This is a genomic window from Desulfosudis oleivorans Hxd3 (assembly GCF_000018405.1).
Classification (GTDB): Bacteria; Desulfobacterota; Desulfobacteria; order Desulfobacterales; family Desulfosudaceae; genus Desulfosudis; species Desulfosudis oleivorans.
Genome location: NC_009943.1, coordinates 1,589,318 through 1,614,943 on the forward strand (window position 1 = coordinate 1,589,318; position 25,626 = coordinate 1,614,943).

Sequence of the window (25,626 nt, forward strand, 5' to 3'; positions counted from 1 at the left end):
CACCCCCTATGCTTTTTTGACGACATCGACCATGAAGACCTTGCTTTCCGGAATCATGGTGTTGGCGTCCCCGATGTTGGGCGTTACAATGTTGGCGCTGTCGCCGAAGGTGAAAACCTCGGGCTTTTTATCCTTCGGATCGTACGGTCGCGTTGCGGTTGTGGCCCATCCGTAGTGGTAGGGAATACCTACCTGGTGAAGGGTCTTGCCCATGACGGTAAACGGCAGCCACCGAACAGTTACCATGGCCACCGCCTCCAGCTCGCCCCGGGCCGACTTGACGATGACAATCTCGCCGTTTTTGATGCCCTTCTGGTCGGCCAGTTCCTTGCTGATCTCAACGAACATGGCGGGTTCCAGCTCGGCCAGCCATGGCTGCCAACGGGTCATCAGGCCGGTCTGCCAGTGTTCGGTGACGCGGTAGGTGGTGCAGATGATCGGGTAGTTCGGATCGTTGGTGGCCCGCATGTTCATGTTATTTGTCAGTCCGTCACGGTCCCACCGCTTGATGGTGGGGCTGACAAACTGCGGTGACAGCGGGTTTCTGTCCAGCGGGCTTTCCAGGGGCTCGTAATGCTCGGGGAAAGGGCCGTCGGTCAGGCCGGGGCCGAAAATATGGCCATGTCCTTCGGTCTTCATGATGAAGGGGTAACGGGATTTACCGCCGGCGGAAAGCGGAGGCCAGCCGCCGTCGGGCACATCGCCCCGCCACACGTTCAGGTGCCACTCGATCACGGGTTTGTTGGGCGCCCAGGGTTTGCCGTTGAGGTCTACCGACGCCCGGTTGTAGATGATCCGGCGGTTTAAGGGCCAGCACCAGGACCATCCCGGATAGAGGCCGATGCCGGAAGGGTCTTCCTTTCTGCGCCGGGCCGCCATGTTGCCCTCTTTTGTGTAGGAGTTGCAGTAGAGCCAGTTGCCTGAAGAGGTCGATCCGTCAGCGCTCAGGTAGGTAAAGTCAGGCACCAGGTCACCGCTGTTGAACAGCCTTCCCTTTACAACCCTGTTTTCCAGGAAGTAGCCGTTGATCTCTTTGGCCACCATGTGGGGGTCGATATGCTTGACATTGCCGTTCCGGTCTTTGGGGCCGTATTCCCACCGCAGCTTGACAATGGGATCGGCAAAGACCCCCTCCCCGGCAAACCACCCCTTGCCGCTGTATAGTTTTTTCAGGCGGACATACAGATCGTTGATGATGTCCCCGTCGGGCCGGGCCTGTCCCGGTGGTTCAACGGCCTTGTACCGCCACTGCATCCAGCGGCCGCTGTTGGTGATGCTGCCCTCTTTTTCATAGGAGGCCGCGCAGGGGAGCAGAAAGACTTCCGTCTTGATCTTTTCCGGCTCCATGCCCGGGCCTCTCCAGAAGGACCCGGTTTCGTTGTCGAACAGGTTGACGTTGACCAGCCAGTCCAGCTTGGTCAGGGCCTGGCGGGTTTTGTTGGCGTTGGCGCCACTGCACGTGGGGTTCTGCCCCCAGGAGAAGAAACCGGTAAATTTTTCCTGGTAAAGCTGGTCAAAGATGGTCAGCCAGGAGTAGTCCACCCCGTCGTCCAGCTTGGGAAGATACCGGTAGGCGTCTTCAAGGGGAACCTCTTTCCCGTACATCTCCCGGAGCAGGCTGGCACTGTATTTGGGGTAGTTGCTCCACCAGTTGGCGCTCATGGGGTCCGTCGTTTTGGGCGTGGAAGCTTCGTTATAGGCCTTGAACGTGGGCTGGGAGGCTTTGGGCGTTTTCAGGTAGCCCGGAATGATGTGATAAAGCAGGCAGTGATCCGTGGACCCCTGCACGTTGGACTCCCCGCGCAGGGCATTGACGCCGCCCCCGGCCATGCCCATGTTGCCCAGCAGCAGCTGGATAATACTCATGGTCCGGATGTTCTGCACCCCTACGGTGTGCTGGGTCCAGCCCATGGCATACAGGACCGTGCCGGTTTTGTCCGGAGCCCCGGATTTGGCGTAAGTGGCATAGACCGCTTCCAGTTTGTCTTTGGGCGTACCGGTGATGGAGGAGACCGTGTCCAGGGTGTAGCGGGAAAAGTGTTTCTTCAGGAGCTGAAGGACGCAGTTGGGATCCTTCATGGTTTTGTCTTTTTTGATGATCCCGTTCTCATCCTTCTGGTAGGCCCATGTGGTTTTGTCGTATTTCCCGTCCACATAGCCTTCCGCTGTTTTCAGGGCCGTCAGCCCGGAAAAGACCCCCTCATTTTCGCCGGGCATCTTGAAATCAGGGCTTATTAAAAAGGAGGCGTTGGTGTATTCCCGCACATACGCCTCAAAGTAGAGGCGTTTTTCCAGAATGTACTTGATCATGCCGCCCAGAAACGCGATGTCGCTTCCGGAGCGCAGGGGCGCGTAAAGATGCGCCTTTTTGGATGTTCGTGTGTACCGGGGATCGACGCTGATCAGGGTGGCCCCCTTTTCAATGGCTTTGAGAATCCATTTAAAGGAGATGGGGTGGTTTTTGACCGGATTACTCCCCATGGCCAGAATATAGTCGGCGTTTTTGATATCGATCCAGTGATTGGTCATTGCCCCGCGTCCGAACGACTCTGCCAGAGCCGCAACAGTAGCGGAGTGTCAGATACGCGCCTGGTGTTCGATATACACCAGGCCCATGGCGCGAAGCAATTTCTGGTAGATGTAACACTCCTCGTTGTCCAGGGCCGCGCTGCCCAGGGAGGCGATGCCCATGGTCCGGTTGACCTCCTGTCCCTTGGCGTTGACCGCCTCAAAGCTGGCATCCCGTGAGGTCTTGATGTTTTTTGCGATTTTGTCCAAGGCAAAATCCCACGACACCTCTTCCCACCGGGTGCCGTAAGGCTTACGGTACAGCGGCACGGTGAGCCGGTTGGGGTTGTTGTGGGAAAGCTGGTAAACCGCCATTCCCTTGCTGCAGAGACTGCCTTCATTGATGGGATGGTCCGGGTCTCCTTCGGTGTTGACCACTTTGTCGTTGATGGTATGCACGAGAATGCCGCACCCCACGGCGCAGTAAGGGCAGATAGTGGTGGTCTGCTTTGCGTGCAGGGTCCGTAAGGAGTAAGCATATGCCTCGATGGGCGAGAGATCGAGGCCCAGGGTGCCGAAAGCGATCCCCGCAATGGACGCTCCCGAAAATTTAAGAAACTGGCGTCTGTTGATGTCCATGGTTACCTCCTTTTCAAGTTGAGCGATTGAAGCTCATTGGCAAACTTATGTTCAAAGGCGATCCTGACAATGGCAGCCGCCCATTCAGGCTGTGTGATCCGGTCACAGTTGATTACCAGGTCAAACGCTTCGGCTTCATGGGCCTCCTTCTGGTATACCGCCTTGAAAAAATCCCGTTGTTCCCTGTCGATCAAGACCAGTTGTTTATCGGCTTCCTGCTCGTCGATGCCGTATTGCCGGGCGATGCGTCGAAGCCTGGGCGGCCTGCTGCAGATAAACCGGATCGCCAGGGTCCGGTCCCTGGGCAGCACCATGTGTGCCCCCCGCCCGATGAAAATCGTGGGGCTCAGGCTGGCAATGGAATAGATGGCGGAAAAGAGCTGCCGGGTGGTTTTGGACATGTCAAAGGTCTTGTCTCCGGCCATCATCATCAGGTACTGGGTGATGATGTCCGGGTACTGTTCATTGAAAAACCGCACTGCCCGGTCGCTGAGGGGGTCCTCCCCGCCTACGTGTTCCAGGATCTCCCGGTCCACGACCCGGTATCCGATGTCTTTGGCCAGGATGTCGGCGATTTCCATGACACCGCACCCGATGGGCCGGGAGAAGCAGATCGTGGGCGGCATATCGGGCTTGATGGGGCTGGGCTTTTTCCCGGCTTTTTGCTGCTCCCAGTCGCGCATATACCCGCCGATCATCTGGTCAATTTCCGTGCCCTTGCGCCGGTGTTGTCGAACAAAGGCCCACTGCACCTGGCCCTCCTGGGATCTGTTTGCCGTCATGATGATTTCCCTTTCTCATACTTATCAGGATGTTATGACCGCGCCACAGTCGGGGCCCACGATGTTCATCATCTCCGCGAACAGGTGGGTGAAGTTTAATACGCCGATGACCTTGCCGTTGCGCGTCACCAGCAGCTCCCGCACGTGCAGCTTGAACATGGAGTAGATGGCCCAGTTGATCGTGTCATCCTCTTTTAACACCGCGTGGGCCGGGGCCATGCACTCCCGGATACTCTTCCGGGATTCGGTTTTCACCAGATCGAAAAAGCTCTGGTGCAGCCAGGCAAACCGCTCCTGGATTTCCGACACATCTTCTGAAACCTGCTGAACCCGGGAGGAGAACAGGGTATTTAACGCCCGCAGCTCCATTGTTTTGGATGTCTCCGGCACCAGAGCCCGAATAAAATGATACATGGAGAGCTTTCCCACGATATGCTCTTCGTCCGTCACAAAGATCGATTTGTTGAACCGGGCCGCCGAGTGGGGCATGCACTGATCGTAGTGTTTTTTCAGCCGGATCATCACGTCGCACAGCGGAGCGTCCACATCAATCGTCTCATAATCCGTGATGGGGGCCATCAGGTCTTTTACCTTTTTTTCCTGGGTCATTGCGTCTGTCTCCTCTTTAAAGCAGCCGGTTACCGGGTCTTATACCGCCATGCCCGCTTATACGGGCCGGAATATGAACAGCCACGCATGGGCGATGACCACGCTGATGATCATGAAAGGGAAGGCCAGTTTCATGAAGTGGAGAAAACTGATCTTATATCCCCTGGATTCGGCGATGCCCACAGTGACCACGTTGGCAGAGGCCCCGATCATGGTGCCGTTGCCGCCGAAGCAGGCCCCCAGGGCCAGGGCCCACCAGAGCGTGTTCTCCGCGCCGGGAATGACCGTGCTCAGGTAGGCGACAATGGGCAGCATGGTGGCGGTAAAGGGAATGTTGTCCACAAAAGCGGACATGATGGCCGCCACCCAGATGATCAGACTGCACGCCACGAAAAAGTTGCCGGCCGACAGTTCCAGGATCCAGTCGGCGATCAGGGCCAGCAGGCCGCTGGATTCAACCGCTCCCACCAGCATGAACAGGAAGATAAAGAACATCAGGGTGGGCCACTCAATGTCCTTTTCAATCAGCTCCAGCAGGTTCACCTTGCCGGTGACAAGGGCGATGGTTAAAAACACCGAGGCCCCGATCAGGGCCGCCACGCTGACCTCCATGTGCCAGAACCCGTGGGAAAGGAACAGGAACACCACAAAGGCCAGGATGGCCAGGCCGTATGTGAGCAGGGTGGCGTCGGTGATTTTGTAGCGCTCCCTGAGTTCCCGGGTGTAGGCTTCCACGTTGTCGATTTTTGCTCCTTTGTACTCCCTGCCCCACACCAGTTTGGTATAGAGTACCAGGGCCACCATGGAGACCACGCAGATCAGGGCCAGGGCCACCACGAACTGGGTGAACGTCAGGCCCGCGTAGGAGCCGATCATGATGTTGGGCGGGTCGCCGATCAGGGTGGCGGTACCACCGACATTGGAGGCCAGCACCAGGGGAACCAGCAGGGTCAGGGGGTTGATGGCCAGCGACAGGCTGATCTCAATGGCCACGCCGGTGAGCAGCAGCATGGTGGTCACGTTGTCCAGAAACGCGGAGGAGACGGCGGTGAATATCATCAGGTAAACGGCCAGCACAAACACGTTGCCCCTGGCCAGCTTGTAAGAAAGATAGGCGCACCACTGGAACACGCCGGTGTGCTTGAGAATGCCGATGATGATCATCATGCCCATGAGCAGGAAAATCACGTTCATGTCAATGGCGCCGATGGCCGCCTCATAAGAGAGAATCCGGAATTCCGGGTTGATGGTGCCGATGGTATAGGAGATGACCAGCATAAGGGCCGCGCCCAGCATGGCGGCCACGGTCCGGTGAAGCAGCTCGAAGCTGATCAGTATGTAGGCCATCACGAAGGTGATGGTGGCGATCCAGAAGGCCGGTCCCAGATGGCGGGGCAGAACAATGTCTTCGGTGATAAAACAGTTCCCCTCCCGGTGGGCGAACTGGTCTGCGGTGATCTGAAACGTCTGGGTGGCAAAACTGGCCTTTCGCACGATCACGCTGAAGGTGGTGTCCGGCAGCGCCTCTTCCGGGCAGGCAAACCGGGCCAGGTATTTGCCACCGTGGGCCGTGGTGTCTGAAAAAACCAGGGCCCTGTCGATAAATACCGATATTTCCGCCTCATTGACCGGCTCTGAATGGCTGTCGGTGATGATGCCGGAAATGTTGATCGCCACGTGGCCGGCGGGAATCTCCGCGGGCGGCGCCCCAGCCGGCCCGTGACCGGCAAAGGCAAATGATGTTGAGAAGATCAGGAGCAGGATGGTGGTGAAAAAGGATGAAGGTCGCATCGTGTCCCCCCTGTGCATGTGACATCATTGCGGGCCAGGGCGCTTGCTGTCCGTTACAGAACGCCGGCAAAAGCCAATTTTGCTGCAATCAAAGAGAGCAATATTCGGGCCAGACCGGAGAAGAAACGACAGCAATCAACCTTTTATTACAGGGGAATGGGCATAGAAATATGTGCTTTGGAATCAAATGGTTATTTTTTGAATAAAGAAGCCGCCTGAAAAGCCTTGAAGGGCGGGGAATGCGGAACACCGTTCTTTCTGGCGAATGGTGAACCGGCGCGAAAAAACTTTTACATCATGTAAAAGTTTTCGACATATTTGTGTGTAAAAAGCCCGCAAACAAAGGCTTGCATGGGGATGCCGGGGTGGAACGAAACTACTTGTGCGGCTTGTCCGGGTCGTTGCCGAGAAGCTGTTTTTTTTCCGTGCCGCTCATCTGGGCCACGATTTCAGGATAGAGGAGCCTGGCGCAATCCGGGCAGATGGTATGGGTAAAATCGGCAGCGGTTCTTGCATGAATATAACTTTCCACCTCCCGCCACTGGCCCGAATCCTCGCGGATCTTCTTGCATCGTGAGCATATGGGCAGATACCCGCTGAGGACTTTGGCAAGGGTCTCGGCGAGTTGCGCCTCCAGCCGTTTCTGCTCCTTCATGGCGGTTTTTAATTCGGTCAGGTCGGTAAGGGTGGCCACGACATTTGCCGTGTCCGGGATCAGGGAAAAGGTAATCCTGACTTGTTTTATATCGCCGTTTCCCCTTTGAAAATGAATATCCAGATGGCCGGGCGTGTGAGCGGTTTTGTCCCGGGTGCCGCGATAGTATGCCTTTGTGTCTTCCCTGTGGCGTTTGGGGATAAAGTCGAACAGGCTTTTCCCCTCCTCCAGTTGAGGTATCGAGCAATCAGCAAGATTGGCAAACTGGGTATTTGCAAGCAGAATGACTGCGCCCCGGCTTAAAATCGCGGTGGCGGTACCGGTGTTCTGGAAAATGGTTTCATACCACAGCCGGTTTTCAACGGCCGTCTGCCGGGCTTTTTCCAGACCTTCGGAAAGCAGAACAGAGACGACAGCCACCAGCAGGAACATGCCGATCCGCAGGGTATCGTTGGCGGCACTTTCCTTGAAGCCGAACAGGTGGTCGCTGGCAACCAGCATGGCCGACAGCAGAAGTACCACCGCCAGTCCCCGCCGTTTCCACCAGATGGCCCCCAGTACAATCGGCAGGTAGTAGAAATGGGTGAAAAAGGTGCCGGTACCCAGCACATGATGATAATAGTAGGTCAGCATGCCGGCCGCGGCCAGCAGCATGGCCATCACGGCAAATTTCAGCCCGCCGGGTATTTCCACAAGGGAACCAATCATGGCGCCTCCTTCCCGTATGCTGTATCCATGACCGCCGGGCAGCGCGATGCAGGCTCAGCTCAGCCGGTGCTTTCACAAAACCGGATGCCTGTCTGAAAGCACCCGTTCTCTGTATTGACCTGGCGCACCCAGACCACGATGGCCTCATGCCACTTCTGGGAGGGCTCGAAACAGCGGGTTGCCATGTTTCGTGCTTTTACACGCAGTGATGTGCCCGGCGGCAGGCAGCAGAAGGATGAAAAGCACAACCCGTTTTGACTGAGGTTGATCATCCTGCCCCGGTGGAATACGCCCGATCCGTTCACGGAAAAGATCAGAGGGGTGTCATCACGGGCCCGGACACAGGTGCGGCGGGTAAGGGACGGTACCTCGTCCGCGCAGAAGCCGGGCCGGGGCAGCCGGTTGCCGGCCGAACCGGCTTCCGTATCCAGTTCCGGCCCGACCCCTCTTTCAGATCTTGATATATCGACAGTCATAAGCATGGCACTCCCTTTCTGTTTTTTTGACGGCCCTGGCGGCGGTATTCCACCGCAGGCCTTTTCACTGCTGGTGCAGCACTCTGTCCATTTCAAAAAACAGGTCCTGCTCCCGGACCACGCCGGCCAGCTCTCCATTCTGCATGACCACGACACGCCGGGCGTTCATGGTTACCATCATATAGGCGGCTTCCATGAGAGAGGCACCGGCATCGATGGTAAAGGGCTCCGGCGACATGATCTCCTTTATCTTCAGGGATGACCTGCGCCGGACTTCAGCGGCGAACATGCCGTCCCAGAACATGGGGGAATACTGGACGCTGTCGGCCATGGAGGGTTTTGGCGCGGAAAGATACGACGGCAGAATCATTTTCAGCAGGTTGGTGATGGCCAGAAACCCCTGGGGCCGCCGCTGTTTGTCCACCACCAGCACCGACCGGTGGCCGGTTTCCATCAGCCGGGACGTTGAGTGCTTCAGGGCAAAGGACGCCTTCAGTTCGGCAATGGCCTGGGCCACGGTACACTCCCCGTCCAGCAGGGTATAATCATCTATGGGCACCATGATACCCTGGACGGTTCTCTCTTTCTCCTGCTTTTTGCTGGTGCCCCTGCGGAACGCCTCCCGGATTGCCTCGGCCAGAATATGAATGTCGCAGGGTTTGGTCAGGTAGTTCAGGGCGCCTTCCTCGTAGGCCTGCTGGGCCGAGGTGGGGCCGCCATGGCCGGTGAGCATGACCACCGGCTGGGCGGGCCGGATTTTGTGAATCTCCTTGAGGGTTTCATGACCGTCCATGTCGGGCATTTTGATGTCCAGGACAACCACGTCCGGCCGTTCGGTCATTTTGGCAATCGCCTCTTTCCCGTTGGCCGCCAGCACGATGTCAAACCCCCGCCGCCGCAGCAGTTTTTCCGTGGTCGCGCGGAACTGGGCCTCGTCATCCACCATCAGAACCTTGATTGTGTCAGTCATCTTTATTCTCCTTACTGTTACGCAAAGGTTTTTATATTGTTTTCATTACAAGACCGCCATCAGCGAGTAGAAAAATCCAATAATGAGAGCCACGGAGAGCACCATCACCAGCAGGGCCTCCCATGTTCTGAACCCGCACCCCAGGGTGAGACCGGTGAACACCAGCCACCACTTCCACGGTTCAATGAGCCAGACGGAGTAGGGAATCCAGGCAAAGAGCAGGGTTACGCCAAAAGCAAAGGCATACACGGAAAGCAGCCGGGCCAGGGAGACCCTTCTGCCCAGGGTCATGCCCATGACGATATAGCCGGCCAGCCCGGCAAACAGGGCCATGCCCACGGCATTGGCAAACAGGATCGAGGCCACCGGAACGGGCCGTGCCGGTCGCAGCACCAGTATGGTGGCCGCAACGAACAGCAGGCCGGACGTGACGAGAAAAATCCCCGCCTGCCGGGGGCTGGCGCCGCTGTCCCTAAACTGTTCGAAAAACTGTTTCGGCTGCCGGAGCAGTTGCCCGGAAATGGTCATATAGTATCCCGGGAATGGTGTGGTCGTACCGGTCATGTTCCGTCCTATAGTATACCGAGTTTTACCAGAACGCCCCCGGCCAGCATTCCCAGGGTGAGTACGAAAAACAGGTTGCGTTCCGTCTGTTTTGAAAAATAGAGCCGTCCGTTTTCATATACAAACGTTTTTCGAGTGGTTTTTTGTCTGTTCATAATGCGTCCCTATCCTTTTTGTTTCGTTAGAACCCCGGCAGGCCGGCAAACCCCCTGGCCATCCAGTAGATGCCGCTTAAGGCCATCAGCACGATATTGCCCAGAAACCACAGCGGAATACCGGCCCGGAGGAAATCCTTGGGCTCCAGGTAACCGCTGGCGTAAACAATGGCGTTGGGCGGCGTGCCGATGATCAGGCAGTAGGCAAAGGACGAGGCCATGGCCGTGGTCATGGTGATAAAGGGCAGAAACGAGGTGCCCGGATGGGCCAGGCCGGCCATGTTCAGGGCAATGGGGCCCACTGCCGCGGCCGCCGGACCGTCGGCCATGAAGTTGGTCAGCACCGCGGTCAAACCATTGGAAAGGGCCAGCAGGGGCAGACCCGCGTCGATGCCCAGGGGTGCCATGGCATCCAGAACGCTTCTGGCCAGCCAGTAGGCGGCCCCTGTTTCATCCAGGACCCGGCCGAAGATGATGGCGCCGGCATAGAGCCACACCACGCCCCAGTCCACCTTTTCCTGGTAGTCCCGCCAGTTGACCACACCGGCCAGCAGGTAGGCCACGGCCCCGGCCACGGCAATGACGCCGATGCCCAGCCGTACAGGGTAGATGCCCATTTGATAGAAGGACTTCTCCGTGAACCAGCCGAAGACCATCACCACAAAGATGACCAGGGCCGCTATCTGGGTCCGGTTCCAGCCGCCCATTTTGGCGATCTGCACCTGAAGATGGTCCATGGCCGGTGCCAGGCTTTTGATTTTGGGTTTGAAGCTGGCATTCACCAGCAGCCAGGAGACCGGGATCATGATCAGCAGAAAGGGGAAACAGTAGGTGACCCACTGAAAGTAGCCGATGTCAAACCCGAACATGTCGTTTAAGTAGGTCATCATGATCACGTTGCGGGCACCGCCGGAAGGGGCACCGGGCCCGCCGATGTTGCAGGCCACCGCGATGGCGATCATCAGCAGCTTGGCCAGCTCCGGGTCTTCCGGTACCTCTTCGGTGAGGCTGTTCTGATAGAGGAGAATGCCGATGGGCAGAAACATAGCGGCCAGGGCGTGGTCCGAGATAAAGGCGGCCAGGGGCGTGATGATCAGAAAGAAGATCAGGGTGATCCATTTTACGTTGGGCTTTGCCAGCTTTTTGAACATCATCAGGCAGAGCCGTTTGTCTACCCCGGTCTTGACAAAGGCGGCGGCAAACATCAGGCTGCCCATGATAAACCAGCAGGCGTCGCTCCAGTAGAGCATGGCCACCTCGTGGCGGGTGACAAGGCCTGTTACCACCAGAAAAATGCCGATGCAGAAGGCCACACCCGGCAGGGGAATGCACTCGGTGAGAAAGCAGCCCACCACGAAAACCATCATCACGATGGCGGCCTTGATGTGCCATGCCCCCTTGTCGGCCAGTACCCGGTCCTTTTCATTGAGGGTTTCATACGTCAGACCGTCCTTGCGCAGTTCCATGGCGGATGCCATGATCTCCTTAAAACGCTCCGGCGTGACCTGGGTGTCGATAAATTCCCGGGCCTTGGCCAGGTGGGACTCCACCACCGGAATTTTGTATCCCCTGCACCACTTGGCGTCCCGATTTAAAAACCGCTCCTTTGTCAGTGCCCCCATGTTCATGTTTTGTTCCATGATTCGGGCTGTGAGCAGCTGCCACTGCTCGACATCGCTGCTGGATGTTTCAAACAGGGTGGTGGTCACGTAATTGATCACCGCCCCGGGACCCACCCGGTACTCCATGCCCACGTCCTTCATGCCGTAGGGCGTGGGAAGCAGCAGAATCACGGCGCACAGCACCACGGGAAAGATAAACACCTTCCAGTCGACATACTTGTCATATCCCGATGCTTTTGCTTTTGTCTTTTCTCCGGCCATACCGCGCCTCCTTTACCGATGTTGATAATTGATGGTTTTATATGTGTTGTGTTGATTGTGTCAGACCACGTGTCCCTTTTATCGCTGGACCGGCAGAATGATAATGAAGCTGGTGCCGGCGCCGGGCAGCGACTGGACATCCATGCGTCCTTCCATGGCTTCCACGATGCCCAGGCTGATGGCCAGGCCGAGGCCCGTCCCCTTGCCCGCCTCCTTGGTGGTGAAGAACGGGGTAAATATTTTTCCCATTACTTCGTAAGGAATTCCCTTACCGGTGTCGGATACCGTCACCACGACATTATTGTTATCCACAGCTGTTTTCAGGGTGATTTTGCCGGGCCCCTCAATGGCATCCACCGCGTTGTTGACCAGGTTTAAAATCACCTGGCGCATCTGGTCCGCGTCCATCAGGACCGGTGGCACCTCCGACGCATATTCCTTGACAATATCGATGTTGGCGATGTGACATTCACGTTCCAGGAAACCGTCCACCACCTCGTCCAGAATCCGGTGAATGTCGCAGAGTTCCATTTTCGGCTCGGTCTTGCGGGCCGAGCTGAGCAGCTTGTACGTGATGTCCTTGGTCCGGAAAACCGCGGACTCAACGATTTCAAGCTCTTTTATCATCTGGTCCACCGCCTCCTGCCCGAAGGGGGGGGCGTGGCCCCCGAGTTCCGGGTCGAACAGGTCCCGGATCACCACACACTGGGAGGCAATAAGGGCCAGGGGGTTGTTGATTTCATGGGCGATGCCGGCGGCCAGCTCCCCTACTGACGCCAGCTTGGCGGCGTGAAAGAGCTGGGCCTTGAGCTCCCGCCGGTTTCTTTCCGTTTTTTCGGCTTTCCGGATCAGTGAGTTGGTGGTGATCAGCACAGCGGTAAACAGCAGCAGGGCCGCCAGCGTGGTCCCGATAATGATATAGCGCCGCGCTGTATACATGCGGGCGTAGGCCACGTCCAGGGGTTGCTTGACCACCAGCACCCAGGGCGCTTCCTCGAGCCACGCATATCCCACCAGCTTGTCACGCCCGTCGGTTTTGATTTCCGCAACCGCCGACCCTTCAAGCACGGTGGGCTGAAAGGCGCTTTTGTCAAGCACGTTGGCGTACCCGGGATCCACAACCTGGAACTCCCACTCCCGGTTTATGATAAAGGAGTTGACCTGCTTGCCCTGGCCGATGGATCGCAGAAAGTGGTAGAACTTGTCCGGATCCAGGGTGGCCCGCATGATGTAGAACCGTTCTCCCATGCGCTGTTTGACGGCTATGGTGAAGTGGGGCTTGTTGCGGAACCCCAGGTAGATATCGCTGATAAAATAGTCGGCCTCCTGGGTCAAAAGGGTTTTAAACCACAACTCGTCGCTGTAATTCTGTTGGTGGAGAAAGACATAGGGCCCGGCGTAACCAATCTGGACGCCGGTATCGTCCAGAAACCCCACGTCGATAAAGGCCTCGCTGGTCTCCTGCAACCGCTTGAGATACATCTCCATATCGGTCGGGGAGGGCGGCAGGTTGAACCCCCGCCCGCGAAACAGGTTGAATACATTTACCACCCGTTCCTGCAGAAAAAGATCAATGGTGTTGCGCTGGCTTTCCGCCAGGGAGAGCAGTTGCTGTTTGCCGCTCTGCTTCATCGTCAGGTTGAACTGCATATGAAAATAGATGGACAACAGGGCCAGAGGGGCCAGAAAAGCGACGACCATCGCCGCCAGCACGCGTCTTCTCAGCCGCGAAAAGTCGTAGGGCGGGGTGCCGTCCATCGGTCGGGTTGCGCCCCCCGCGCCAGGGGGGGGTGTTTGTGCCGTTGCCATATGCCTATCCGTCCTGTTGTGAAGCGGGTCCGGGTAAAGTGGGTGTCTCCTCGCCGTAGCAGCCCGTCAGCAGACGGGATACCTGCGCTTTCAGCACCTCGACATCCCCGTTTTTTTCGACAAAGCCATCGGCCTGTCGAACAATGGGCAGATCGCTGTATTCGGAGAATGTGGCGAAGATAATCACCGGCGTATCCGGAACCGTGTTTTTAAGTTTTCTCAGCACATCCGCCCCGTTCAGATAGGGAATGTCCAGATCAAGAATGACAAGGTCAGGCGGCGGAAGGGTATAGAGTTTTGAGAAAAGCTGAATGTGATTGGCCGCCTGAATCACCTCGCAGCAGGGCGAGGAAAGCTCCCGCACCAGGAATTTCCTGACAAGGAGATTGTGATCGGCAATCAGAATTTTAAATTTCCGGCTCATTGGCGTTGTCTCTGAGCGTCCCAAGAATGTTCATAGCCGCTATGGCTAGAGCAAACCCTGTACCAAAACCCGCCGCAGGATCGAAAAACTCCCGGAGTGTTTTATCAGTCCATTGATATTGTTCTTTTTTATTATTTGCTTCACCGGAGCCCGGCAGTATTTTGAAAGTTTTTGCGGACAGGCCCTGTCGACTTTTTTTATAGATTGTCAAAAAAAAATGCACGGTACCGGAAAAGGCGGTGGCCGCCGGCCATTGATGTACCGGCACCGATTCCCGGTTTTATTAGGGGACTGGCGGTTCCGGTCTAATACGCATGGCGCCTGGGAATATTGGGAGGGGTTGGCATATTTCGTGCAAATTATCCGGTACTAAGCCTTAAAGACCGGAGAGGATGGTAAAGATGGAAAGGGCCTTCACCGGACAGGGTCAGGCAAAACGGCAATGATATCCAACGGCTGATGAAAAACGGGAAACCGGTTTTGGGCTCCCGGCCCGCTATCGCATAACATATTGATAATAAAAATAATTGAAAGGAGATGCGTTGGAATGGAAGAAAATACGACTAAAAATCAGAATGATACCGGATTGAGACTGCTGGTGGTGGATGACGAGGACCAGTTTCGGGCGTCGCTGGCAAAGCAGTTGAGAAACAGGGGCTTCAAGGTTTATGAATCCAGCAACGGTGAAGATGCCATCAAGATTGTGCGGCACAAGAACCCGGAGGTGGTTCTCCTGGACCAGAAGATGCCCCATATGGACGGCATCCAGACCTTAAAGGAACTAAAAAAGATTCGGCCGGAAGTGCAGGTCATCATGCACACGGCCTATGGCAATATCGAGTCGGCCCGGGTGACGGGAAAACACGATGTCTTCTGCTACCTTGAAAAACCCTGCGATTTAAACCAGCTGATCAGCATGATCAAGCTGGCCGGTGAGGAACGGACCTATGCCCTGGCCCGGCACGAGATTCCGGATGTCAAGCGAAACAGCCTGAAAGCCTGGCTGATGGGGGTCCAGAACGCCCGGCCCGGCATTATTATGCTGGGCGTTCTGCTGTTTCTGGGGCTTGCCTTCATGCCCACGCCGGATACGCTGAACAATTTTCTGACGGCCAAAAAAACCGGGGTGATGGGCGAAGAGATCAACGGGTATTCCGATTACCGCAAAATGAAAACCGGCCAGACCATTGTTGAGTATTACACCGCCAAGGCCGGGCTGTATGAAAAAACCGTCACCCCGGACGGCAAGACGGTCAACACGCTGCCGGGTGTTGAGAAAATCGCTTTCAAGGCAAAGGTCATGGTCGGTGTCCTGGTGGTGGCGGCCCTGTTCTGGGCCACCGGCGCGGTGCCCATCGGCATCACGGCCCTTCTGGTGGGCACGCTGATGTTTTTTTTCGGGATACTGAAGCCCGACGACGTGGCAAAGGCCTATGCAAAGGACTCGGTGATCTTTATTTTCGGGGTTCTGGCCTTTGCCGCGGCCATCGGTAAAACCGGGCTGGACCGCAGAATCGGCATTCTGCTGCTGGGCACCAGCACCAACCTGACCAAGTTCGCGCTGATTTTCGCGCCGCTGCTGGCCGTTACTGCTTCATTTCTCTCCGAACACGCCCTTGTGGCCTTTATCGCTCCGATCCTCATGCTGGTGTACATGGGCGCCATCAAGGCCGCCGGCGTCAAACAGGACAAAAGCCTGGTGGTCATGTTCATGCTGATGCTCACCTTCACGGCAAACATCGGTGGCCCGGGTTCTCCGGCGGCCGGCGGGCGCAACGCCGTGATGCTGGGCATTTTTTCCGACTACGGCCTGAGTCTCTCCTTCGGCCAGTGGGTGAAGATGGGCCTGCCCTTTGTGCCGGTGATGGCCCTGGTCATTGCCGGTTATTTTCTTCTGGTAGTCCGCAGGGGCATCAAGACCCAGTCCATCAACGTGGCGGCCGCGGTGAAACGGGAGGCGGAAAAGATCGGGAAAATGACGGCCGATGAGTACAAGGCCGGGGCCATTCTGGTGCTCGTTATTTTCTTGTGGGTTACCATGTCTGACACGCTGGGCATGGGCGGGCCGGTTATCCTCTGCCTGGTGCTGCTCAATATTCTGGGCATTCTCACGTGGAAGGACATCAACGGGATCCATTTTGACGTGGTTGCCCTGTATGCGGCGGCCAGCGCCATGGGCTACGGCCTGGCCGTTACCGGCGGTGCCCTGTGGCTGGCCAACTCTTTTGTGTCGATTCTGCCCGATTTTCTACGAAGCGGCAACGGCCTTCTGATGTCGACCAGTATGATCACAGGCATCCTGACCAACTTCATGAGCGACGGCGCCACAGTGGCGGCGGTGGGTCCCATTACCGTGCCCATGGCCACCCTGTCCGGCACCTCGCCCATCCTGGTGGGACTTGCCACGGCATTTGCATCCTCGTTCGCCCACATGATGATCATCGGCACGCCCAACAACGCCATTGTCTACAGCCTGGCCAGGGACCCGGAAACCGGGGAACAGCTGGTCACCATGAAGGACTTTTTTATCCACGGCGGCGCTGTTTTTCTTTTAAGCATGGCGGTGTTGTGGATCTGGGTCTTTTTCGGATACTGGCGATGGGTATCATTATAATAAAGAAACAATCACAGGTGCGTGATGGCAGATGAAGCCGGTGTGAAAAAAATCAGTATTCTGATCGTGGATGATGAGCCGGATTTTTTAAATGCCATCCGCCATATACTGGAGGTCCGGGAATTTCATGTGGTAACCGTTGACCGGGGCGGCAAGGCAGTTGATGCCGCCCGGCAGGCGCTGTTTGATATCGCCCTGGTCGACCTGAAGATGCCGGGCATGGATGGAGACGAAACCCTGCGGACACTGAAAGCGGAACATCCTGAGATAGAGGTGGTGATTCTCACCGGCCATGGATCAAAGGATGCCGCGGCCGCCTGCCTGGAAAGCGGGGCCATGGCCTATCTGTACAAGCCGTGCCAGTTGAATGAGCTGCTGGAGGTCCTTGTGGACGCATACCGAAAAAGGGTGATGGACAGGCATAAGATGGAACCGCGGTGGATGGACGACCTTCTGGGCGTGCTCCCGCCCGGTTCTCCCATGGCGGCGCTGCGCCGGCTCCGGGAGCTGGACGCAACACCGCCGGCAATGGAAGGTCGGCCCTGAGAAGGACAGGAGATGGAATGGATAAACAGGTTCGGAAAATGATTCTGGTAAGGGTCCTGCTGGTCCCTTTCCTGATCGTACTGGCGGTCTACGGCACCCTGGTCTACTATTTTTCCGCCTACGCCGCCCGGCAGGTAAGGGCCGAACTGGTCCGGGTGGCAGCCGATCACCGTACGCTGATTGACCGGTTTCTCGAAGAGCGGGTGGCGGATATCCGGTTTATCGTTTCCTCCTATGATATGGAGACCCTCCAGGACCCGCAACGGTTAACCCGAATATTCAGGAACCTGCAAGCCGCATCCACTGTTTTTTTTGACCTGGGTGTGTTTGACGCGGAGGGAAAGCACCTGGCATACGTCGGGCCTTACGACCTGACCGGAAAGGATTATGGACAGGAGCCGTGGTTTGTGGCCGTCCGGGACAAGGGTATATTTATTTCAGACGAATTCCTCGGGTATCGCAATATTCCCCATTTTATTATCGCCATACGCAAACAGGCGGGTGGGAAAAACTGGTATATCCGCACCACCATCGATACCTTTGCGTTCAATGACCTGGTCGAAAATATTCGCATCGGCAAAACCGGGGAGGCCTACCTGGTTAATACAAAGGGGGTATTTCAGAGCGACCGGCGATCCGGCGGCCGCCTGATGGCAACAGACCCGGATTTTGACCGTTATGTGCTTGACCGGGACGAGGTCTCCTTTTTTTCCATCAGAACCGTGGATGGAAGGAAATTTGTCTACGCGGCGGGCCCCCTCAAACAGGCCGGATGGGTCATGGTGGTGCGGCAGACCGCCGCCGACGCCTATGCCGACCTGACCTTTGCGGTGATCATATCGCTGATCATGATCATCGGCGGCGGTGCCATCGTCCTGGTGATGGGGTTTATTCAGGCGTCCGCCATTGCCGGACGCCTCAAGCTGGCGGACATGGAAAAGCAGCAGATGAAGACCCAGCTGGTCATTGCCGGCAAGCTGGCCGAGGTGGGGGAGATGAGCACGGGCCTGGCCCATGAAATCAACAACCCGCTTCAGGTCATGAAGTCCGAGCTTGCCATGATCAATGTTGTGATGTCCGATATCGCGGAAAAGCAGAACCAGCCTGATCCCGAAGATTTTAAGGCCCTTGATGAGTCGGTGCGGCAGATCGCCATACAGATCGAGCGGTGCGCGAAAATCACCCAGGGGCTGCTCCGGTTTGCCCGCAAATCGGAGATTGTCCTGCAGCCGGTGAATATCGGCACCTTCATTCCCGAGGTGGTGGGCATGGTCGAACAGCGGGCCGGCGTGGAAAATATCCGTATCATTCAGGAACTGCAGGACGGTGCACCGCCGGTCATGAGCGACCCAAACCAGCTTCAGCAGGTGTTTTTAAACCTTTTCAACAACGCGATGTATGCACTTAAGGGGAAAACCGGCGCCGAGATCCGCGTTCGCAGCCTGCGGGAGGGGAATGATCTTGTGATAACGGTGGCGGACAACGGCTGCGGCATTACTCCGGAGGACATGGAAAAAATCTACCTGCCGTTTTTCACCACCAAACCGGTGGGCCAGGGAACCGGCCTGGGGCTGAGCACCGTCTATGGCATTATAGAGGGCCTGGGCGGCCGCATCACCGTGGAAAGCGAGGTCAATGCCGGCACGGTGTTTACCATCCGCCTGCCCATCGGCAGGACATGAACGCATTCAACCCGGAAGTTTCATGAAATATTCAGGCAGTCGACAATCATAATAATATTTTAAATATTTTAAGGAGGTCAAAGAAGATGAGTGACATGCAACTGCTGATCATTGATGATGAAGAGAGGTTTGTCAAAACCACCCAGGCCCTGCTGGAGCGTAAAGGGGTTCACACCCATGTGGCCACCAACGGGACCGATGCCATGCAGGTGCTTGAAAAGGAGCGGGTGGACGTGGTGGTGCTTGACATCAAGATGCCCGGCCTGGACGGCATAGAGACCCTGCGGGTGATAAAAAAACGGTATCCACTGGTGGAGGTGATCATGCTTACCGGCCATGCGTCGGCGGAAACCGCCGTGGAAGGCATGAACCTGGGGGCCTTTGACTACCTGATGAAGCCGTGCGATGTGGAAAAGCTGCTGGAAAAAGCCGAGGCGGCTTATGAGAAAAAAGTCGCGCAGGCGGAAAAGGCCCGGAAAGAGAAGATCGACAAAATCATCAGCGACCCCCTGGAGGCCCTCAAAAAATAGCAGCAGGCCATGGGATGATGAAAACCATAACCGGGGCGCGGTATGCCGTGTCCCGGTCTTTTACCCATTACCCGTCGCCGCCGCTCAACCGGTTGCGACTGTATACGGCCGTACAAAAAAATCGGAAACCCTGTTGCCGGTTTATCTTTGAAGACAAAAAAAAACATGGTAGCCTGCTTTTTTGAAAATTTCATGGACATTTTGTTGCATCGGCCGTTTGCGCCGGCGTGACAGCCGGAGCATTAAAGTTTCAGGCAGGAGACACCATTCGGACATGAAGGAGCCGTGTCATGACGACTGCGAGCGTGTTACTGGTGGATGACGAGGAGGCCTTTGCCACCTCCAACGCAAAACTTCTGAGCAACCGGGGGTATGATGCCCGAACCGCCCTGGACGGCAAAGCGGCACTTCAGGTGCTTGCGGAAAACAACATCGACGTGACCGTGCTGGATGTGCGCATGCCCGGAATGGACGGTATTTCTCTGCTCACGGAGATCAAGAAGCGGTTTCCCCTGGTGGAGGTGATCATGCTCAGCGGCCAGGCAACGTTTGAAACGGCGGTGGAGGGTCTCAAACTGGGCGCCAGCGACTATCTGATGAAACCCTGTCAGATCAGCGACCTTGTCGGCAAAATCGAGGAAGCTCTGGAAAAGCGCAAAATAAACGAAGAGAAACAGCGGTACGAGGCGGCCCGTGAACAGAAGGGGGCCTCATGATCTTCCGCCAGGACAATATTCGAGTTCAACCCGGATATTTTATGAAATATCCGGGTTAAGGGTGAGTGCAATGGTCAATGTGCTTTTCGTGGATGATGAGGCCGGTTTTCTGGATATCATTACCAAGCGAATGACAAAGCGGGGCGTGGCGTCCGTGGGCATCGCCGACGGGGAAGAGGCCTTGTCGCTGATTGAAAAGCAGCCCTTTGATGTGGTGGTGCTGGACGTCAGAATGCCGGGCTGCAGAAGCGGCATCGAGATTCTCAAGGAGATCAAGACCCGGTGGCCCCTGGTGGAGGTGATCATGCTGACCGGGCATGCCCTGCTGGAAGTGGCAAAAACCGGAATGGAAAACGGCGCGTTTGATTATCTTGTCAAACCGGCCGATTTTGATGAACTGTACTACAAGATCAGAGATGCCGGCCAGAAGAAAAAGCTGCAGGAAACAAAGATAAAGGGAATTGACGATATCATGAAGAAACAGGTGTAACGGAAACAGAAAACGAGAATGAAAAGGAGAAAATCTATGGGGTTCTTGACAAAAGCGGGCCAGTTCATGTACGCGGGCGCGCGGGCCCATGCAGAATGGGAAATCACCATGGCCAGGAACATTCTGGGGGACAGAAGGCGGCTTTTCGTGCTGGGGTTGATGCTGCTGCCGATCCTCATCGGCGGCTATGTTTTCGCCGACGAGATCGCCAACGGGATTCCCCAATATCTGGGAGGGAAACACGCTTACAGCCCCTCGTTTTTTACCACTAAGATCTTTATCGCCTCGATTCTGATCGGACTCTGCGCGGGCCTGATCACCGGGTGCATCGGCGCGGGCGGCGGGTTCATCATCGCCCCGGCCCTGATGAGCGCCGGCATCAAGGGCATCCTGGCGGTGGGTACCGACCTGTTTCATATTTTTGCCAAGGCGATCATGGGAAGCGTGCTCCACAGAAAGCTGGGCAACATTTCGGTGGTGCTGGCCGTCACCTTTCTGATCGGTTCCATCGGCGGCGCCACCCTGGGCGGGTGGATCAACCGGGTGCTCTATGAGATCAACCCCATCATCAGTGATGCTTTTATTACCACCATCTACGTGGTGATGCTGGGGGCTTTGGGGCTCTACGCCCTTACCGATTTTCTCAAGGCCAGAAAGGCGACCGGCGGTGGTGGTGATTTTCACGGCGGCAAGGATGAAGGCGTGGATATGGGCAACCTGCCCAAGAAACTCCAGGGCATGAACATGGCCCCCATGGTCACCTTTGACCAGGGCCTGGTTCCCGGCGGCCGCCGCATCTCCGCGTGGTTCCTTATCTTAAGCGGATTTTTCGTCGGCCTGGCAGCCGCGATCATGGGCGTGGGCGGCGGGTTTCTGACCTTTCCCATCTTTGTCTATATCCTGGGCGTCTCTTCCATGACCACGGTGGGAACCGATATTTTTCAGATCGTTTTCACCGCCGGGTATGCGGCCATCGGCCAGTACGCCATTTTCGGCTTTATCTTCTATACACTGGCCATGGGCATGCTGCTGGGGTCGCTGGTCGGTATTCAGATCGGCGCCATGACCACCAAGGTGGTCAAAGGGGTCACCATTCGGGGATTCTACGCCATGGCCGTTCTGGCCGGGTTTGTCAACCGGTTCTTTGCCCTGCCCGCCAAGCTCTCCTCGGTGGGGGCCTTTCCGCTTTCAAAGGAGACCGCCGCTGTTCTGGATGCCATCGGTATCTGGCTCTTCTTTGTTCTTATCGGCATTTTCGCGGTCTGGGTCATCGGCACCTTTGTACTGAACATCAAGACACTTAAAGGCGGGGAGGCATAATACCATGATATCCAGCAAGAAAGAATTTTACGGGGGCGCCGCCATGATGGCCGGGTTTCTCGTGGTCCTGGTCGCCATGTTCCTGCCCCTGTTTGAAGGGAAAAACGGACTGAACTACCTTGATGATCTGTTTAACTCCATTTCCAAGGGATCGGCGTACTATATTCCCGGCGTTGCCGATGAGGTCCAAAAAACGCAGGTCGGCAAACAGATAACCGTCACACTGGCCTATGAAACCGATACCCAGGCCGGGGAAAGCGCCCTGCTGTTTAAGAAGGCCGGGGCTTCCGCACGGATGGAGGGGGCCAAGGTGTCGGTGACCGGCGATTTCGGTGAAATTCTGGGGGCCTGTCTGGCGGATGCCGACACCCTGTTCCACAACGACGGCGAAGCGCTTCAGGCCAAGTACGGGATCGAGGGGAAAAGGGTGCTGTTCAACTGGTGGAACACCCTGAAAGCCATGCAGAAGGAGCTTAACCGCCAGGAGCGGTTTGCCGAGGGCAAGGTGGTCTACACGGTCATGACCCGTGCGGTGGAGTGTTCCTACAATTACTATACGGTTGTACCGGACCGCATCACTGACCGGTTGGGCATCGTTATGTTTGCGCTGATTTTCTACGTGGTCTACACCCTGTGGTATGGATATGCGATTCTTTTCCTTTTTGAAGGATGGGGGTTGCAGATCAGCCACTGACCCGGTCGACGGCCGTAGCCCGGATATTTCACGAGTTGATTTGGCCGCAGATGCAAGGCGCGGGACATGAAGCTGTAGTCAATCTACCGCGAATGTTCCGCAACACAGCAGATGCGGCCAAGGCGGCTCGCCCGAAGGGTGAACTTTTTTGATATAAAATTAACGTAAAATGCCTCAAGCCGCTCATGACAGTTTGTATTTTCGAAAAACGCTTGAATTTTATTGCAATAGTCTGTTTTTCATATAAAAATTCATCTATGTCGAAAAATTTCATGAAATATTCGGGTAGAAGGAGAGGTAAGATGGTTCCGGAGCGCCGGATTCGTTCCGGCGCTCCGGAACAGTTGATACCATGAAGCGACTGATCGACTTTGTAAAGTCCTTTTTTCACAAGCCGCCTCCGGTCGACACAGAGGATGTGGAGGGGCTTCGTATCGCCTTTAAGGAGCGGTACCACCATTTCAAGCTGCTGCTCAACGCCAACAATACCGCCCTTGAAACCATGACCGCCATTGAGCAGGCCCTTGCCGGCCGGCAGCCCTTCGGCATGTCCTTTATCCGGAGCAACTGCATTGCCATCACCGTGAGCCTGATGCGCCTGCTCAAACACCTGGAGCAGCTTTCCGGCGGTAAATACAACCAGCTCTATGGCCGGTTCGACGAGATATGGAACCGCATCAGCGGCCTGCTTGACCAGAAGAAGGAGACCGTTGACGACCGGCTCATCATTCCCCTTTCCGCCGTGGACCGTACCATGGGCGACCTGGTGGGCGGCAAGATGGCCAACCTGGGAGAATTGCGGAACCGGGTGGGACTGAAGGTTCCCGCCGGGTTCGTGATCACGGCCCGGGCCTATCATCGTTTCATCGAACACAACGACCTTCAGTCCGAGATCGACAGCCGTTTTATCGCCGCCGACATCACCGACATGGAGGAGCTCTATACGCTCAGCGCCGGCATTCGGGACCTTATCCTTCAGGCCCGTGTTCCTGAAGACCTGGAACAGCAGATCATGGCGGCCTGCCGTACCCTGGAGCAGGAGATGGGCGGGCCTGTTTCCATGGCGCTGAGAAGCAGCGCCATGGGCGAGGATTCCGCCGCCAACTCCTTTGCCGGTCAGTACCGTTCCGAACTCAATGTCCCCGCGGCTGACCTGTTGAAAAAATACAAGGAGATCGTGGCCAGCAAGTACGGGGTCACCGCCATCACCTATCGCCTGAACCGGGGTGTCCGGGATGAATCCATTGCCATGAGCGCGGGCTGCCTTGCCATGGTGGACGCCCGTTGCGGCGGCGTGATGTATACCCGGAACCCCCTGGATACCGGCGATGATTCGATCTTTATCAACTCCGCGTGGGGTCTGCCCAAGGCGGTGGTGGACGGCGGCGTGGATTGCGACCTTTTCGTGGTGGGCCGGACATCGCCCATGGAGATCTCTTTTCGTGACATCAAGGAAAAGGCAAGCCAGTTCCTCTGTTTTGCCGATAACGGTGTCTGCCAGTTTGAAATCACAGGGGAAAACAGCGGGCTGCCCTCCATCAGCGACGCGGAAGCCCTGGCTCTGTCGGAACTGGCCCTGCGCATGGAAGACTACTATAGCGCCCCCCAGGACATTGAGTGGGCCATTTCCCGGGAAGGGACCATCTACATGCTTCAGTGCCGGCCCCTTCAGCAGATGGATACCCTGAAGATAGACTACCCTGAGGCCCTTATCCAGAAGACTCAGGAGAACCTGCTGACATCCGGCGGCACCCTTATCTGCCCCGGGGTTGCCGCCGGCAGGGTGTTTATCGTCCATAATCCTGACGACATGATCCATTTTCCCCAGGGCGGGATACTGGTGACCCGGCAGGCGTTGCCGGTGTGGGCCTCGCTGCTCAACCGGGCCGCCGCCGTGCTCACCGAGCACGGCACCTTTGCCGGCCACCTGGCCAATGTCTCCCGTGAATTCAAGGTGCCGGCCATCTTCGGCCTGCACGGCATCACCACCCTGCTGAACAACGGGGACGAGGTGACGGTGGACACCGGCCGCTCCAGCGTGTACCGGGGTATCATTGATCTGCCGAAACCGGTGGAGACCGCCGGTACAAGCATCATTGAAGGCAGCCCGGTGTATCAGCTGCTGCAGGAGGTCAGCCGGCACATTCTGCCGCTGAATCTTCTGGACCCCTATTCGCCGGACTTCAAGCCTGAAAACTGCACAACCTTTCATGACATCACCCGTTTTTCTCACGAAAAATCGGTTCAGGAGATGTTTAATTTCGGCAGGGACCACAATTTTTCCGAGCGCTCCAGCAAGCAGCTCTACTACAAAGTTCCCATGCAGTGGTGGATACTGAACCTGGACGACGGAGTCCGGGAAGGGGCCGGCCAGGGAAAGTATATCCACCTGGAGGAGATCGCCTCCATTCCCATGCTGGCCCTGTGGGAAGGGATCGTGGCCGTGCCCTGGGACGGCCCCCCGCCCATCGATAACAGGGGGCTGGCCTCGGTGATGTTCCGTTCCACCACCAACCGGGACCTGGCCTCCTACAGCCGTTCCGCCTACACAGAGCGCAACTATTTTATGATTTCAAAGAATTTCTGCAGCCTCTCCTCCCGGCTGGGATACCATTTTTCCATAGTTGAAGCCCTGGTCAGCGAGCGAACCACTGAAAACTATATCAGTTTCCGGTTCAAGGGCGGGGCCGCGGACAGCCAGCGCCGGATTCGGCGAATCCGGTTTATCGCCGATATTCTTACTCAGCATGCTTTCCGGGTGGAGCTGAACCGGGACAACCTGGTGGCCCGGGTGGAGGGATTTGAACTGCCGTATATGCTGGAAAGGATCAGGATTCTGGGGTACCTGCTGCTGCATACCCGTCAGCTGGACATGATCATGTCCAATGAATCGGCCATTGCCTATTACCGGCAAAAGATCGACAGGGACATTAACAGCACGGTCCTGGCCGGTTCCACCGGATAGGGCCGCGGTTCGGTGGCCGTTCCTTTTGACCCGGCACGCTCTTTGCTGATGCTTCTGGTTGGGTCGATGCGCCTTGACGGACATATAAATGATCTG

At 56.6% G+C, this 25,626-nt stretch carries 22 protein-coding genes; 9 read left to right on the plus strand and 13 right to left on the minus strand.

Going from position 1 to position 25,626, the window contains the following annotated elements; genetic code table 11:
* Nucleotides 1-6 precede the first annotated feature (6 nt).
* The 13 genes from fdnG to DOLE_RS06905 form a co-directional block, all read right to left on the minus strand.
* Nucleotides 7-3,147: a formate dehydrogenase-N subunit alpha gene (gene fdnG, locus DOLE_RS06845; protein WP_083766545.1), complete on the minus strand. Its 3,141-nt coding sequence runs from the start codon at nt 3,145-3,147 to the stop codon at nt 7-9.
* A gap of 2 nt (nt 3,148-3,149) precedes the next feature.
* Nucleotides 3,150-3,929: a cytidylate kinase-like family protein gene (locus DOLE_RS06855; RefSeq protein ID WP_012174757.1), complete on the minus strand. Its 780-nt coding sequence runs from the start codon at nt 3,927-3,929 to the stop codon at nt 3,150-3,152.
* 24 nt (nt 3,930-3,953) lie between these two features.
* Nucleotides 3,954-4,538 (minus strand): CBS domain-containing protein, encoded by a 585-nt coding sequence (locus DOLE_RS06860; RefSeq protein ID WP_012174758.1) that lies wholly within the window; start codon nt 4,536-4,538, stop codon nt 3,954-3,956.
* Between the two features lie 57 nt (nt 4,539-4,595).
* Nucleotides 4,596-6,329 carry an SLC13 family permease gene (locus DOLE_RS06865; protein ID WP_012174759.1) on the minus strand — a complete coding sequence of 578 codons (1,734 nt, stop codon included), beginning with the start codon at nt 6,327-6,329 and terminating at the stop codon, nt 4,596-4,598.
* 376 nt (nt 6,330-6,705) lie between these two features.
* Entirely contained in the window at nt 6,706-7,692 is a 987-nt protein-coding gene (locus tag DOLE_RS17205; protein ID WP_012174760.1) for a PAS domain S-box protein, read from the minus strand.
* Between the two features lie 59 nt (nt 7,693-7,751).
* On the minus strand, nt 7,752-8,174 hold the full coding sequence (locus DOLE_RS06875) for a PilZ domain-containing protein (protein WP_012174761.1): 423 nt from the start codon (nt 8,172-8,174) through the stop codon (nt 7,752-7,754).
* A 58-nt stretch (nt 8,175-8,232) separates the two neighbouring features.
* Nucleotides 8,233-9,138, minus strand: coding sequence for a response regulator (locus DOLE_RS06880; RefSeq protein WP_012174762.1), 906 nt, complete (start codon nt 9,136-9,138; stop codon nt 8,233-8,235).
* Between the two features lie 45 nt (nt 9,139-9,183).
* Nucleotides 9,184-9,702 (minus strand): YIP1 family protein, encoded by a 519-nt coding sequence (locus DOLE_RS06885; RefSeq protein ID WP_012174763.1) that lies wholly within the window; start codon nt 9,700-9,702, stop codon nt 9,184-9,186.
* An 8-nt stretch (nt 9,703-9,710) separates the two neighbouring features.
* Nucleotides 9,711-9,857: a hypothetical protein gene (locus DOLE_RS18425; RefSeq protein WP_167320855.1), complete on the minus strand. Its 147-nt coding sequence runs from the start codon at nt 9,855-9,857 to the stop codon at nt 9,711-9,713.
* A gap of 26 nt (nt 9,858-9,883) precedes the next feature.
* Nucleotides 9,884-11,740 carry an SLC13 family permease gene (locus DOLE_RS06890; protein ID WP_012174764.1) on the minus strand — a complete coding sequence of 619 codons (1,857 nt, stop codon included), beginning with the start codon at nt 11,738-11,740 and terminating at the stop codon, nt 9,884-9,886.
* A 78-nt stretch (nt 11,741-11,818) separates the two neighbouring features.
* Nucleotides 11,819-13,498, minus strand: coding sequence for a sensor histidine kinase (locus DOLE_RS06895; protein WP_167320856.1), 1,680 nt, complete (start codon nt 13,496-13,498; stop codon nt 11,819-11,821).
* 55 nt (nt 13,499-13,553) lie between these two features.
* Nucleotides 13,554-13,973, minus strand: coding sequence for a response regulator (locus DOLE_RS06900; RefSeq protein WP_012174766.1), 420 nt, complete (start codon nt 13,971-13,973; stop codon nt 13,554-13,556).
* Nucleotides 13,957-14,241, minus strand: coding sequence for a hypothetical protein (locus DOLE_RS06905; protein ID WP_041280417.1), 285 nt, complete (start codon nt 14,239-14,241; stop codon nt 13,957-13,959). The genes DOLE_RS06900 and DOLE_RS06905 overlap by 17 nt, the downstream gene beginning before the upstream one ends.
* A 279-nt stretch (nt 14,242-14,520) precedes the next feature.
* Here DOLE_RS06905 and DOLE_RS06910 point away from each other — a divergent pair, with 279 nt between their 5' ends.
* From DOLE_RS06910 to DOLE_RS06950, 9 genes are all read left to right on the plus strand, one after another.
* A complete protein-coding gene (locus tag DOLE_RS06910) occupies nt 14,521-16,587 on the plus strand; it encodes an SLC13 family permease (protein WP_012174768.1) in 2,067 nt (688 codons plus the stop codon).
* Nucleotides 16,588-16,629: 42 nt separating this feature from the next.
* Nucleotides 16,630-17,133, plus strand: coding sequence for a response regulator (locus DOLE_RS06915; RefSeq protein ID WP_232362735.1), 504 nt, complete (start codon nt 16,630-16,632; stop codon nt 17,131-17,133).
* 17 nt (nt 17,134-17,150) lie between these two features.
* Nucleotides 17,151-18,815, plus strand: coding sequence for a sensor histidine kinase (locus tag DOLE_RS06920; RefSeq protein WP_012174770.1), 1,665 nt, complete (start codon nt 17,151-17,153; stop codon nt 18,813-18,815).
* Nucleotides 18,816-18,901: 86 nt separating this feature from the next.
* Complete coding sequence (locus DOLE_RS06925; RefSeq protein WP_012174771.1) at nt 18,902-19,345, plus strand: response regulator; 444 nt, start codon at nt 18,902-18,904, stop codon at nt 19,343-19,345.
* A gap of 290 nt (nt 19,346-19,635) precedes the next feature.
* The gene (locus tag DOLE_RS06930; protein WP_012174772.1) at nt 19,636-20,061 is read left to right on the plus strand and encodes a response regulator; all 426 of its coding nucleotides are present in this window, start codon (nt 19,636-19,638) and stop codon (nt 20,059-20,061) included.
* 70 nt (nt 20,062-20,131) lie between these two features.
* Nucleotides 20,132-20,551: a response regulator gene (locus DOLE_RS06935; protein WP_012174773.1), complete on the plus strand. Its 420-nt coding sequence runs from the start codon at nt 20,132-20,134 to the stop codon at nt 20,549-20,551.
* A 36-nt stretch (nt 20,552-20,587) separates the two neighbouring features.
* Nucleotides 20,588-21,871, plus strand: a complete 1,284-nt coding sequence (locus DOLE_RS06940) for a sulfite exporter TauE/SafE family protein (protein ID WP_012174774.1) — start codon at nt 20,588-20,590, stop codon at nt 21,869-21,871.
* Nucleotides 21,872-21,875: 4 nt separating this feature from the next.
* Nucleotides 21,876-22,565, plus strand: coding sequence for a hypothetical protein (locus DOLE_RS06945; RefSeq protein ID WP_012174775.1), 690 nt, complete (start codon nt 21,876-21,878; stop codon nt 22,563-22,565).
* A 352-nt stretch (nt 22,566-22,917) separates the two neighbouring features.
* A complete protein-coding gene (locus tag DOLE_RS06950; protein ID WP_012174776.1) occupies nt 22,918-25,530 on the plus strand; it encodes a PEP/pyruvate-binding domain-containing protein in 2,613 nt (870 codons plus the stop codon).
* Nucleotides 25,531-25,626: the final 96 nt, after the last annotated feature.

What these genes read in the sequence shown, in the direction of transcription:
- DOLE_RS06855 (WP_012174757.1), bottom strand. Translation starts at nt 3,929, where the DNA reads ATGACGGCAAACAGATCCCAGGAGGGCCAGGTGCAGTGGGCCTTTGTT.
- DOLE_RS06860 (WP_012174758.1), bottom strand. Translation starts at nt 4,538, where the DNA reads ATGACCCAGGAAAAAAAGGTAAAAGACCTGATGGCCCCCATCACGGAT.
- DOLE_RS06865 (WP_012174759.1), bottom strand. Translation starts at nt 6,329, where the DNA reads ATGCGACCTTCATCCTTTTTCACCACCATCCTGCTCCTGATCTTCTCA.
- DOLE_RS17205 (WP_012174760.1), bottom strand. Translation starts at nt 7,692, where the DNA reads ATGATTGGTTCCCTTGTGGAAATACCCGGCGGGCTGAAATTTGCCGTG.
- DOLE_RS06875 (WP_012174761.1), bottom strand. Translation starts at nt 8,174, where the DNA reads ATGCTTATGACTGTCGATATATCAAGATCTGAAAGAGGGGTCGGGCCG.
- DOLE_RS06880 (WP_012174762.1), bottom strand. Translation starts at nt 9,138, where the DNA reads ATGACTGACACAATCAAGGTTCTGATGGTGGATGACGAGGCCCAGTTC.
- DOLE_RS06885 (WP_012174763.1), bottom strand. Translation starts at nt 9,702, where the DNA reads ATGACCGGTACGACCACACCATTCCCGGGATACTATATGACCATTTCC.
- DOLE_RS18425 (WP_167320855.1), bottom strand. Translation starts at nt 9,857, where the DNA reads ATGAACAGACAAAAAACCACTCGAAAAACGTTTGTATATGAAAACGGA.
- DOLE_RS06890 (WP_012174764.1), bottom strand. Translation starts at nt 11,740, where the DNA reads ATGGCCGGAGAAAAGACAAAAGCAAAAGCATCGGGATATGACAAGTAT.
- DOLE_RS06895 (WP_167320856.1), bottom strand. Translation starts at nt 13,498, where the DNA reads ATGGACGGCACCCCGCCCTACGACTTTTCGCGGCTGAGAAGACGCGTG.
- DOLE_RS06900 (WP_012174766.1), bottom strand. Translation starts at nt 13,973, where the DNA reads ATGAGCCGGAAATTTAAAATTCTGATTGCCGATCACAATCTCCTTGTC.
- DOLE_RS06910 (WP_012174768.1), top strand. Translation starts at nt 14,521, where the DNA reads ATGGAAGAAAATACGACTAAAAATCAGAATGATACCGGATTGAGACTG.
- DOLE_RS06920 (WP_012174770.1), top strand. Translation starts at nt 17,151, where the DNA reads ATGGATAAACAGGTTCGGAAAATGATTCTGGTAAGGGTCCTGCTGGTC.
- DOLE_RS06925 (WP_012174771.1), top strand. Translation starts at nt 18,902, where the DNA reads ATGAGTGACATGCAACTGCTGATCATTGATGATGAAGAGAGGTTTGTC.
- DOLE_RS06930 (WP_012174772.1), top strand. Translation starts at nt 19,636, where the DNA reads ATGACGACTGCGAGCGTGTTACTGGTGGATGACGAGGAGGCCTTTGCC.
- DOLE_RS06935 (WP_012174773.1), top strand. Translation starts at nt 20,132, where the DNA reads ATGGTCAATGTGCTTTTCGTGGATGATGAGGCCGGTTTTCTGGATATC.
- DOLE_RS06940 (WP_012174774.1), top strand. Translation starts at nt 20,588, where the DNA reads ATGGGGTTCTTGACAAAAGCGGGCCAGTTCATGTACGCGGGCGCGCGG.
- DOLE_RS06945 (WP_012174775.1), top strand. Translation starts at nt 21,876, where the DNA reads ATGATATCCAGCAAGAAAGAATTTTACGGGGGCGCCGCCATGATGGCC.
- DOLE_RS06950 (WP_012174776.1), top strand. Translation starts at nt 22,918, where the DNA reads ATGAAGCGACTGATCGACTTTGTAAAGTCCTTTTTTCACAAGCCGCCT.